Here is an 11,901-nt window from a genome sequence, read left to right on the forward strand (position 1 = left end):
TGCGTACTAAAATTTCATTTGTCTCTGCTTTTGTCTTTCAAGCTTCGCTTGCTCAACGATCTGCCGAATGAAAGGTCCCTTGGCTTCGGTATACGCTGCGCGGTCATGTTTGAATTGATGCGCCAAATCTTTTTTTAAAGTCTCATACGCTCGCAGGCTCTCAGGATGCGCTTTCAAGTAATCTCTGAACAATAAATGGTTTTCCCAATGTTCTCCTTTATACTTGTAAATATGCAAATGATGGGTCCCAGCTCCCCATTCTCCACGGCGAAAGAAAGCTCGCTCTGGAAAATCCGACTTATGTACATATTCATATTCAATACCTAGTAAACGCTCTCGCTGTTCCGATTGAATAATCGCCAAATCTTCTACTCCAACCATAATGTCGATAATAGCCTTGGCTCCCAAACCAGGAACGGATGTACTGCCAATATGCTCTACGCCGACACATACGTCTCCGAGGGCCTCTATCATTTTTGCTCGTTCTCGTGTATACTCTGCTACCCACTGCGGATTATATTCGGATATCACTACCTGCTTGGACATGAACGCACCTCCATTCGTTTTTCAAAAAAATGCCTTCTCAGTGCGTTTGGCACACCTCAGAAGGCATTCTCTTGTTCAAATTAAAAATCATTCAGTTGCTTCATCCCTAGGATTTGGCTTCTCAATCACGATCAGACAGGTACTGTCTGGCAAAGGAACCGGCTGTCCCTGCTCATCCATGAACTCAACACGACTGGACAGCGCTTCGGCATAGCCCTCCTGCAAATAGTGGCGACTCACCCGGATAATCGCTTGTGAACCAAGTGTGTTACGAATACATTCTTCATACTGTGACGGAGTAAAATAACCAAACTGCTCCTGCACTTCATGCACATAGGCTTCCACTCCCCATGTATAGGTATATAGAAATTCCATTGCATCATTTACCGGCAAAACAGCCTCATGCTCACCTATACGCTCTATTTCAATGGGGCGACCTGCAAAATCCTGCGCATACCGCATCAGCCATTCCATTCCGTCCGACTCCAAAAATCGAATGCGTCTGCGCTGCTCTACTGGTTCGGTCATAATACCGTCACGAATGATAATGCGTCCGCCGGGTGCAAGTACACGATAGGCGCTTTGCAAAGCAGCCTCCACTGTTTGTGAATTGAACCTTTTTCCATCTCGTTCGATGTAGGAATACAGCTCGTGAAGAATCGAAGAGAAAATAACCGTGTCCATGCTCTCCGTTTCCACAAATTCTTCCAGTCGAAGCGCATCACCTTTGATGACATCCCAACGACGGTGCTCCAATTGCTTTTTACGTTTAAGAGCCTCAATCACATTCACAGAAATATCAAGACCCAACGGCTTGGAGTCTGGTCTTTCCTGCTCGATCAGGTCCAGCAGTACGCCCCCGCCAGGTCCGATATCCAGTATACGGGTTCCAGTCACGTAATCCAGAATGACCCTTTTGAAATCTGCGGTCTGGTTCATATCTGTAAGGTACGTCTCCTCATTGTGAAAGCGATCATAAGCATCGCGCCGTAATCCGAACAGATCAAACAGCAGCAGGACTGCTTTGTCATACAGAGGCGTCTTTTCTGCCTCAATACAAAAATCGATCAATTTTTCAGCAGCTGATGAAAATACAAAATTAAAAAACACGGTACTTGGCAGCTCCTCCTTATGCTCCACGATTACACTCAAATGAGGATTATGCTTCCGTTTTCCTTTTGTGATATCCTGCCAAGACAGTGCGCTTAAATATTTTTCTATCATTCGTTTTTTGTATACGTTAATTTTCTTAACACCACGATAGTCATAATACATCGTATTCATAAGTGATTCAAAACTGATATGCCGTACCGTTGCAGGCTGTTCCTGCCCTGTGCCATCCCTCAACGTGAGTAAAAATACCTTAACCAGTTCTTGAAGTGAAAAATCCTGCAAAGCTGATTCTACATACCAAAGTGTACGATTCTCCAGCGGAGCCAGCGCCTTCTCTACATTCAGCTCCCGCTCCAGCTCGGCGTAAGCCTGCTCAAACGGCTCACCTTCATGAATCGAAACCGACCGCAATCTCTCCAGTCGCTCCTTTACACTCCAGACTACAGGTGCGTTATCCCAGGCAATCCAGCCGATTAGCTGCTCCACTTCACCGCGTACTTGTTCCCATAATGCAGGATCTACACCGGCGATAATGCATTCGTTCAGTGCTCGTAACACAAGCTCCAATTCCTCCGAGCTCAGCCAGCCCTTACGAGTGATTTCGAGCAGCAGTCGATTTTCTGCAAAGGGTATTTCTCCCCGTATATACTGTCCGATCAATCCATGCGTCTCAATCAAAATTCGGGTCATGCTGTTGCGCGGGTAGGCAGGGGACTCTGCTTGAGCCTGTCTGACATACAGTTGGGAAGAGCCAATATTATGTACAAATAAATTAATGCCCTCATGCTGCCAGCGTAGCCGTTCGCGGACTGTGCCTCCTTTGGCTGTCTCAGACCATACCAATACATCCTCCAGTAGCTCTTTAACCCAGAATGACAATGGAAGTCCGTCCAAAATAAGCAACGTGCGCTCCACATAATCCAGTACAGGATTGGCATCCTTTAACTCACCTATGGATCGAATGCGCTCCAAATTTACAATACGCTCCTCAGCCGACACAAGCAGCTTTAGCCAAGTCGGTGTATCCCAGGCCAGATCACTTTCTTTCCTGTAATTAGCAATGGCTTTTAACGATTGTAACATTTTTCTCACCTCGTGTGATTCGGATTCGGTATGCACAGGAGACTTTGGAAAATATCTTGTATACCCTACACTTTACCATACATTTGTAGCTTCCATCTCGTGGAAAATATTAAACATTTGTATCAATTAATCGCTTGACATGTTCTAGGCTTCACATAACCTGATTTAAAGTTCCCATAGTTTCCGAGACGTTTCTCCCTCCCAAAAGCAAAAAGATACCTTCCAGCCTAAGGCCGAAGATATCTCATTTCCATTGTTAGACGCAGCAAAATCATTTTCCTGCGATGTTTATAAAGTTATAGCGTCGCTATGTGACACGTCAATCGTCTAGCATATATTCTGCTTAGTTATTAACGGAAACGCCATCTGGCACTGGAATACCAAAATTAGGTGTTCCATCCTCATTCCAGTTCAACGGCTGAACACGTGTATGACGATTCGGATCATACAGCGGGTCACCTGTAATTTCCTTGTAATTGCGGGCGTGATATACGATAACGTCACTACCATCCTCAGCAACAGTAAAACTGTTGTGACCAGGTCCGAATTGACCTGTCTCCTCATTCGTGCAGAATACCGGCGCAGGAGACTTTGCCCACGATTTCGGGTCAAGTAAGTTTGCATTCTCGTCTGCCGTTAGCAGGCCCATGCAATAATTGTGGTCCGTAGCACTAGCTGAATAGCTGATAAAAATTCGGCCGTTCCGTTTCAGAACCGCTGCACCTTCATTCACCTTAAAACCGATGACTTCCCAGTCATATTCTGGTGTAGAGATCATAACCTGCTCACCGCGCAGCGTCCAAGGATTGCTCATTTCTGAAATATACAGATTGGAGTTGCCTACGATGTCCGGGTCTTTCTGAGCCCATACATAATATAAAACGCCATTATGCTGGAAGGTTGTCGCATCGAGAGCAAACGTCTCCCAGCGAGTTTTGATCTGTCCCTTTTCCACCCATTCGCCTTCCAGCGGATTAGCTGAATCATTTTCCAGCACGAACATCCGATGGTCGAACAGACCTTCCTTCGTTTCTGTGGTACGAGCTGCTGCAAAATAAATGTACCATTTGTCGTTAATATAATGAATTTCCGGTGCCCAAATGTTCGCGCTTAACGGACCTGTTTCATATTTATGCCACACTGCCACTGGCTCTGCTGTATTCAAGCCTTGAATAGTACGTGCCCGCCGAACCTCAATGCGGTCATACTCTGGCACAGATCCGGTAAAATAATAGTACCCATCACTATGCTTGTAAATCCAAGGGTCTGCACGTTGCTCAATGACCGGATTATTAAAGGATACAGTTTGATTCATGGTTTTTCTCTCCTCTATGTGTAATATGTAGTTCATAGGATTAATCGCTGATACGTTTTCCCCAGATGGAAATTCCTTTTTCATTCATACCCGTGAAAATTAGAGTATGACGACCGAGCTCCCAGTCCCATGAAGGAAGCAATAGCAATTCCTCCTTTGACCCTTCGGACGCATTGCTCCAATTCATTGTTAGAGTACGTCTACCATCAAAACTCCAGTGACCTTCCAGAGAACCACTGGTTGCCCGCCCTCCATCTTCCAGACGAAGCGGTTCAGCTTCCACCTGACCGTCTACTTCTTGCCTGATCACGATGCGCTCCCAGTTGCCGGATAATAATCTTTTGGGTATATCCTGCTCCTTTTCGCCCGCATACCGCTCCGGCGATACGATAGGCCAGCCATCAGCCGTCCACAATATTTTGCGCACATGCAAGTAAGGCCAGCTCTTATCCGTTTCTCCCCGCGCATGATGAACAATATAGTAATCGTCTCCGTCCTTCAGTACGGAATTATGACCTGGCGCAACCCAGCCTTCTCCTTCACTGAAACGATAACCGCCCAGTACCTTGGTCCCAATCTCATATTGAGGCAAATAACTGGTATCTGCCATATCACGTCCATTCATATCTACGTACGGGCCTGTGATGGAATCCGAGCGGGCTACGCGAACATTGTAGTCCTCGAACAAAGAATCATACGAGACGAACAAGTAGTATTTGCGGAACACAGGATTGTACACAATGTACGGACCTTCCACAGCCCCGTCCTCGGTTGCCCGATCTCTGGCAGCGATATTTTTACCATAACCAGATTCTTTGAGCTTTCCAGTCTGCGGATCAAGCGGTGTGATATAAATACCGCCGAAAAAAGATCCGTACACCATCCATGGATTTCCATCAGCATCCAATACCGGATTAGCATCAATTGCATTCAGCTTGTCATGCTCATCCGTTTTAACAACCAGTCCCTCATCCTTCCAAGGACCTTCTGGGGAATGGGATGTCTGTAACCCAATGGCTGATCGTGTGCTGCCAAATGTAGAGGCAGAATAATACATTCGATAGGTATCGCCCATCTTTATGACGTCCGGGGCCCACAGATTCGTTGCTGATGACCATGCCCCCGCTTCCTTTGGAATGCCGGGTAAAGCATATTGAACCCAGTTCCAGTGAATCAGGTCGGTCGATTTGCGCACCATGACACCCGGCCTCAGTTCTCCACCTGTCTTTACATCCGTCGAATAGACATAATATCCCTGATCTGTTTTGATAATTGCTGGGTCATGAGCATTGTTAATAGTCCAGCGCTGTTCATCGTCTATCGTGCTTTGATCATACAAGTGATCAGGAGGCGGAGCCTGCGGATATACAGGGTCCGGAGTGTTATCCCCACAGCCGGATAGGCCCAGCATTAGCAGCATAACCATAACTGTTATTCTCCTCCTTCCTTTGCTCAATACATATGGTGACTGCGTTCCATCATTCATCCAAATCGTCCAAGTGCGAGTGTTAATTAACCCTTGACACCTGAAATGGCAACCGACTCAATAATTTGTTTCTGGAAGATTAGGAATATAATCAACACAGGTAACAAGGCTATAATGGAAGCTGCCATAATAAGCGGATAGTCTGTCTGAATGGCGTAAGTCGCATTAAAATTCGCGATAACCAGCTGCAATGTCTGCGTTTCTGGTGAGTTCAAGTAAATAATCGGTGCCAAGTAATCGTTCCAAATCCCCATAAACCATAAGATCAGCTGTGCAGCAACTGCCGGCTTAATGAGTGGGAACGTAATCGACGAATAAAGTCGGAAATAAGAGCTTCCGTCAATTTTAGCAGCTTCGATAATAGCATCTGGTACACTGAGCAAATACTGCCGCAGAAAAAAGATCATAACTACATTACCGAACAAGCCGGGAACGATCAGAGGCAACAGCGTATCTATCCAGCCAAGTTTGGAGAACATCATAAACTGTGGAATCATAACTGTTGGGTAAGGAATCATCATGGATGCGATGAGTGCCAAAAACAGTTTATTTTTATGAGGGAATCTCAGCTTTGCGAATGCAAAAGCGGCCACACTAGATGTGAAGGTACCCACAACCGTGACACTTACAGCCACAATCACGCTGTTCTTGATCCCACTTAACAGAGGACCTGCTTCCCAAATTTCCTTGTACTTACCGAACTGAAACACCTCTGGTATCCATACTGGTGGAAGTGCAAAGACATCCTGCTTTTCTTTTACCGAAGTGGACAACATCCAAAGCAACGGCGCGATCATCGCAATCGCTCCAATCGCCAGTACAATAAAGATAATGATATTGGTAACTTTCGTTTTTTGACTATGGGACATAATCAGCCTCACTCCTTTCCGCGAAAATCAATCCCCATCAAAGGATGATTTTTCATTCATTTTAAATTGAATCAAAGTTACGATAAAAATGAAGATGCCGAGAATCATAGCCATCGCGGAGGCATATCCCATTTGCAGGTTTTTAAATGCCTTATCCCAAATATAGAAGACAATTGAGGCGGATGAATATTCCGGACCCCCTGTAGGTGTCATAATGTTCATTTCAGTAAAGATTTGCGAACCACCAATAATGTTGGTAACGACCAGGAAGAAGGTTACTGGTTTCACCATTGGCCATGTAATATTGCGGAACATTTGGAATCCGCTAGCTCCGTCCAGCTCTGCTGCTTCATAATAAGAGCGAGATACACTTTGCAGTGCAGCCAGATACAGCAACATTGTATATCCGAGACCTTTCCATACAGTCATGAGAATCAAGGCCGGTTTGACTGTATCCTTATCCATCAGCCAGTTAGGTCCTTTAATACCGAACAGTTCAAGGAATTGGTTCACCAAACCATAATCTCCGTTGTAAGCCCAGTTCCACATAATAGAAACAGCAGCCAACGAAGAAATGACCGGAATATAATAAATCACACGAAATGTCGTCGTACCTGGAATCTTGCGATTCAACCCCAGTGCCAGCAGTAAAGCTAGTACAAGACCGATTGGAATACCCAACATTAAGAAAAGAGTATTGTACATCGATTTGTAAAAGAGTTCATCGCTAAATAAATCCTTAAAATTGTCGAACCCAATAAAGTTCATTTGTCCTAATCCGTCCCAGTCTGTAAAAGAGCCGTATAACGAATAGACAAACGGGAACAACGTAAAGATTAGCAGACCGAGAATAGGCGGAAGAATAAATAAGTATCCATATATCTTCTCTTTGCGGTAGAGATTAGATTTGGTTATCACAGGGCTCACCTCTGTTTCTGATTTGGAATGAAGATGATGTTAGCAGCATGATATTCAGCCACTAACATCATCCTTTTTTCCTCTATTTACGCATTATTTCTGTGATTTTTTCTCTTGCTCCACCGCTTTATCCAGCAGTTTCTGCATCTTCGGTTGTTCTTGTTTCACATAATCTGCTGCCGTAATTTTGCCATCCAGCACAGGTTGAATATCTGTGAAGAAAATATCGTACCATTCTGCGTTATACGTATAGTTACCTGGTAATGAGCGTCCATAGTCATTTACGATATCAATAAATTCCTGTTTGTTGTTAGGCTTTGTTTTTGTGTCTTTGGCCCATTCATCAGCCATATCCAGCAGGTTCGGAATTTGTACCTTGGCATCTACGAGCTGCTTCATGCCTTCTTTGGAAGTAGTCAGATAGTTAACCAGTTCTACAGCTTCATCCGGATATTTTGTTTTAGAGGAAACGCCGATACCCAGAGAACCAATCCATGTTGCCGGTTTGCCAGTCGATCCAGTTGGGAAAGGCAACAAATCATATTCGAATGGCAGTTTTTCAAATGTACTCATATCCCAAGGACCTACTGGGAAGAAGGCCATTTCGCCCTTCATCCAGCGTTGATATGTGTCCAATGTTTGTGATTGTTCAATACCAGGTGTAATTTTATATTTGTTTTGCATATCAGCAAAGAACTGAAGCGCTTCCGCAAATTTCGGATCATCAATTGTTACTTTGGTTTTGCTCTCATCCAGCCAATCAGCACCATTACTCCATACAAAGGCTTGCAATGCCCACTGAACGTTAAAGCCTGTTCCGTATTGATCTGGCTTGCCGTCACCGTTGGTATCTTTGGTCAGCTCTTGGTTAACCTTAATGAACTCATCCCATGTATATGGTTTGTCTTTGTCAGGCAATGGAACACCTGCTTTTTCAAACATGGTTTTGTTATAACCCAAAGCGAATGGACCCAAGTCCTTCGGCATACCGTAAATATTTCCCTGACCGGCCATTTTACCGTCATAGCGATACAAATCCACACCGTATTTCCAGATATTATCCAGATTTATATCCTTGCTCTTATCAATATAAGGTGTCAGATCCTTCAACACCCCACTGTTAACATAAGCTTTCAAATCCCCAGGGGCAAAATAAAAGATATCTGGAAGATTATTACCTGTAATTGCAGCTCTAAGCTTTGTAGCATATTGATCTGCTGCCGTCACAACCATTTTAACCTTCACACCAGGATGTTCTTCTTCAAATTTTTTGATAACATCCTTATAAGCCTTCTGCTCATCCGTTCCTCCACGGAACATGAAAGTCAATTCCTTGCTTCCATCGCTACTGGAACTTCCTCCACTACAGCCTGCCAGTGCAGCAACCATTAACAACAGAACAACCATTGTTAGCGCAAAACCTTTTTTCTTTGTCAACGCGACCCCTCCTAAAATTAAAATGAAACCGCATACATTAAGTGTTAAATTAACTTCATACCACTCGGCCTAATCTTTAACTGTGCGGTACACAACCCGTTGTTGATTGCCGCTGTGATTATCATCCCTCTCATGTACCGTATAATTAACATTTACCTTTATCAATAATGAATTCGTTTACAAATAAAATATAGCACGCCATTCTACGGTTCGTCAATGCATTTTTCAATCTTTTTAAATAATTATAAAACATAGATTAGAGTAACTTAAAAAGTGAAATTAAATCGTATTTAAGTATTTTTATTAATTAAATCTAATTAAAAAAAACTTAAATGCGATCTATTTTATAAAAAAGGCTTTATTTTAGAACGCGATTTCCTCTCTTCTTCTTTTAGTAAAAAAAATTTACATAAAAGCAGTTTACTTCTTTATGATTTTATTTTAACATAAATCAAAGTAAAAATATAAGCGCTTACATCACACTTTTTATAGATAAGGATGGGCTATAGCTATGATTTATATTAAGAACTTAATGTCAGGGTTAGATATTTTCAAAGCATTGGGCTCGGAAATCCGCATTCAAATTCTTGAATTACTTGCTGTTCAAGGACAAAGTATGAATGATATTGCGAGCAAGCTGAATTTAAGTAACGGCACCATTACGATGCATATTCGCAAACTGGAAGAATGCGGACTTGTGGAAATCAATACCGTAAGCGGTAAACACGGGACCCGAAAAATGTGCTATTTAAATAAGGAAAAGCTAATGGTAGATCTGCGCAGCAGAGAACAAAAAAATGTGTATGAGGTAGAAATTCGCATCGGTCATTATAGTAACTACCAGGCAGTTCCTACTTGTGGATTAGTGACCAAAGACAGCATTATCGGCGATTTTGATGACCCACGCTATTTTGCAGATCCCGCGCGACTGGACTCTGAAATGATCTGGATGGCAGAAGGCTTTCTGGAATACCGCATTCCTAACTACTTGAAAGCGAATCAATCCTTTACCGAAATTCAATTTTCCGCAGAGCTGGGGTCAGAAGCACCGTGTTATTGTGAGGACTATCCGTCTGATATTTGTTTTCATGTAAATGGTATTGCCATCGGTCACTGGACGAGCCCAGGCGATTTTGGAGCTGTTCCGGGGGTCCTCAATCCCGATTGGTGGCCTCCACACTTGAATCAGTACGGCATGCTGAAGTTAATTCGCATCAATCAACATGGAAGCTTCATTGACGGGTGTCGTATATCAGAAGTCACAATAGACGATATTGGACTTGATTACAAAAGCGATATTACACTGCGTTTATCCGTATCCGATCAATCGCAAAACAAAGGAGGGCTCACTATTTTTGGTAAAAGATTCGGAAATTTCAGCCAAGATTTGCTTGTGCGCGTGCTTTATGATGTACACGAAGAAGATAACTCCAACTCCTAACTCATCACAGATAAAAAGGCCGAAGTCTGTATTCATTGAATACAGGTCCTCGGCCTCAATCCTAATCCTCACGTAAAGAGATATAGATAAATAGATAAAAGATGAGCGCCATCCCAAACACCAGCCAGCTAAAAGACAGTAAATGAAGCTTCTCCCCTGCATTTACTGCCGAGCTCCAAAGATCCACAAAAAGCACCAGCGGTTGCAGCAACACATCCCAACTATTCCAGCGTGCAAATCTGCCTATATATACACCTATGCTGGCCAACCACAACATCACAAAGACTACAACCCATGCGAGCCACCCTGAACAAATCTTCCTCAACATACGGTGGATCATCAATACACAAAGAGATGTAAGAAAAAGACCAATTCCAGCGGCTGAAAAGGACGTAAATAAGATTAGCCAAAATTGAGTGTTCAACCAAAAACGCGTACCAGGGTTCACATCGTAAAAACGGAATGCATGTAGTAACTCGGTCACTAGATAAAGAGCATTCGGCAGAAAAAACAACCATACCCATGCGGCGAAAAATAAAAGAATATTTCTCACTTTTGCATATTGTAATTTGGATAAAGCCACCATTAACAATGAAATAAACACCGGAACCCAGGCCAGGAATATGTCCCAGTACAGAAATTGATATATCCTCGTCCCACTTGTGGACTGTAGATACATAATGAGTCCGAAACAGCCCAATGTAGCTACAAGCATCACCCCCAACAAACCGGGCAGCTTGTAACCCTTCCTTCTTAACAGCAAACTTCCATCTACCTCCTGTCTAAAAACACGTATTTACGTCTTTTTAACTTTCTTATATAGCGCTTTCATATATAGAGAGGGCTTTTATTTATTCCACGTTTCGTATATCCTCGAACACATGGTTTGTTATTGTCAAAGCGTCAAAGGTAACATTACACCCCTCCCCTACTGGAGATTGTGCGACAACCCCAACTTTTAGCTGGCTGGGAACATTCATCCCAAAATATCTGGCCAGTTTCCAATGGTGACCATCCGATGAATAATGAAAGGCAAAGCAATTTCCAGCTCGTGTTACTCGCAAATACGGATTAGAAGCATCCATCGCCCCCGATATACAATCATCGGATGTATCCCGTGTAACCACACTTAGGATCGAGGGGGTATTCTCAAAGTATTCAAAGCACACTTTAGCCCAATGAGTATCATCAGCCATCACCATCAAACATCCTGAGTCATAGGGCTGCTTCATATCGACACGAACCCTCGTCCATATTGTAAAATCTCCTTGAAGGGTGGTATGCAAAAAAGGAGCGGACGATTTGATAACGGCGCCGGACGGATCTCTAAAAAAATCTGCCTGTGAAGGTGCAGATACTTGTAAAGCCTTGAATTCATCGAAGCTCCATACAGTCGGTTCGTTGATCCAGCCCCATCCTTGAGGCAAAACCTTGTCGTTAAAGTCTTCAAATACGTTCATATGGATACCATCCCTCTCTAGCCAATATAGTCTTAACACAGTGAATTTTGGGGTACAATTCCCCTTGATACCACTATATACGTTATCTTCCAGTCGTCAATGATGATGCCCCTGTCTTTACAATTTATAAAAAAAGACTTGCCATTCTGAAATGTTGTGCTTATAATTACACCTAAATTGATACGGCAACAAATTTCAATGACGAGAACGAGTAAGCTATACAGCGGATTTGC

10 protein-coding genes and 1 other annotated feature (1 of these 11 cut by a window edge) are annotated in these 11,901 nt (G+C 43.3%); of the genes, 1 reads left to right on the forward strand and 9 read right to left on the reverse strand.

All coding sequences use genetic code 11. The annotated features are described in order from the left end of the window. Window positions 1–6 precede the first annotated feature (6 nt). From OIU26_RS15380 to OIU26_RS15410, 7 genes are all read right to left on the reverse strand, one after another. Window positions 7–546, reverse strand: coding sequence for a GrpB family protein (locus OIU26_RS15380; RefSeq protein WP_264217311.1), 540 nt, complete (start codon window positions 544–546; stop codon window positions 7–9). Between the two features lie 87 nt (window positions 547–633). Next, window positions 634–2,742, reverse strand: coding sequence for a class I SAM-dependent methyltransferase (locus OIU26_RS15385; protein ID WP_264217312.1), 2,109 nt, complete (start codon window positions 2,740–2,742; stop codon window positions 634–636). A gap of 343 nt (window positions 2,743–3,085) precedes the next feature. Continuing rightward, on the reverse strand, window positions 3,086–4,057 hold the full coding sequence (locus OIU26_RS15390; RefSeq protein ID WP_013370551.1) for a glycoside hydrolase family 43 protein: 972 nt from the start codon (window positions 4,055–4,057) through the stop codon (window positions 3,086–3,088). A 40-nt stretch (window positions 4,058–4,097) separates the two neighbouring features. Next, on the reverse strand, window positions 4,098–5,483 hold the full coding sequence (locus OIU26_RS15395; RefSeq protein ID WP_264217313.1) for an arabinan endo-1,5-alpha-L-arabinosidase: 1,386 nt from the start codon (window positions 5,481–5,483) through the stop codon (window positions 4,098–4,100). Between the two features lie 86 nt (window positions 5,484–5,569). Continuing rightward, a complete protein-coding gene (locus OIU26_RS15400; RefSeq protein WP_013370549.1) occupies window positions 5,570–6,412 on the reverse strand; it encodes a carbohydrate ABC transporter permease in 843 nt (280 codons plus the stop codon). Between the two features lie 27 nt (window positions 6,413–6,439). After that, window positions 6,440–7,330 (reverse strand): carbohydrate ABC transporter permease, encoded by an 891-nt coding sequence (locus OIU26_RS15405; RefSeq protein ID WP_013370548.1) that lies wholly within the window; start codon window positions 7,328–7,330, stop codon window positions 6,440–6,442. 93 nt (window positions 7,331–7,423) lie between these two features. Beyond that, on the reverse strand, window positions 7,424–8,767 hold the full coding sequence (locus tag OIU26_RS15410; protein WP_013370547.1) for an ABC transporter substrate-binding protein: 1,344 nt from the start codon (window positions 8,765–8,767) through the stop codon (window positions 7,424–7,426). A 511-nt stretch (window positions 8,768–9,278) separates the two neighbouring features. On the opposite strand from OIU26_RS15410, the gene OIU26_RS15415 reads away from it, so the two are divergent. Further along, on the forward strand, window positions 9,279–10,208 hold the full coding sequence (locus OIU26_RS15415) for an ArsR family transcriptional regulator (RefSeq protein WP_264217314.1): 930 nt from the start codon (window positions 9,279–9,281) through the stop codon (window positions 10,206–10,208). Between the two features lie 61 nt (window positions 10,209–10,269). Here OIU26_RS15415 and OIU26_RS15420 read toward each other — a convergent pair whose 3' ends face one another. Then, window positions 10,270–10,971, reverse strand: a complete 702-nt coding sequence (locus OIU26_RS15420) for a DUF1361 domain-containing protein (RefSeq protein ID WP_264217315.1) — start codon at window positions 10,969–10,971, stop codon at window positions 10,270–10,272. 88 nt (window positions 10,972–11,059) lie between these two features. Continuing rightward, on the reverse strand, window positions 11,060–11,668 hold the full coding sequence (locus OIU26_RS15425) for a DUF1349 domain-containing protein (RefSeq protein WP_058711290.1): 609 nt from the start codon (window positions 11,666–11,668) through the stop codon (window positions 11,060–11,062). Between the two features lie 189 nt (window positions 11,669–11,857). Next, window positions 11,858–11,901 (forward strand) — a binding site (T-box leader) (it continues 195 nt past the right edge of the window).

The organism is Paenibacillus sp. BT-177, from assembly GCF_025846815.2.
GTDB lineage: Bacteria > Bacillota > Bacilli > Paenibacillales > Paenibacillaceae > Paenibacillus > Paenibacillus polymyxa_C.

Coding starts and splice junctions, on each gene's coding strand:
- OIU26_RS15415 (WP_264217314.1), top strand. CDS start 9,279: ATGATTTATATTAAGAACTTAATGTCAGGGTTAGATATTTTCAAAGCA.
- OIU26_RS15395 (WP_264217313.1), bottom strand. CDS start 5,483: ATGGTTATGCTGCTAATGCTGGGCCTATCCGGCTGTGGGGATAACACT.
- OIU26_RS15380 (WP_264217311.1), bottom strand. CDS start 546: ATGTCCAAGCAGGTAGTGATATCCGAATATAATCCGCAGTGGGTAGCA.
- OIU26_RS15400 (WP_013370549.1), bottom strand. CDS start 6,412: ATGTCCCATAGTCAAAAAACGAAAGTTACCAATATCATTATCTTTATT.
- OIU26_RS15390 (WP_013370551.1), bottom strand. CDS start 4,057: ATGAATCAAACTGTATCCTTTAATAATCCGGTCATTGAGCAACGTGCA.
- OIU26_RS15425 (WP_058711290.1), bottom strand. CDS start 11,668: ATGAACGTATTTGAAGACTTTAACGACAAGGTTTTGCCTCAAGGATGG.
- OIU26_RS15385 (WP_264217312.1), bottom strand. CDS start 2,742: ATGTTACAATCGTTAAAAGCCATTGCTAATTACAGGAAAGAAAGTGAT.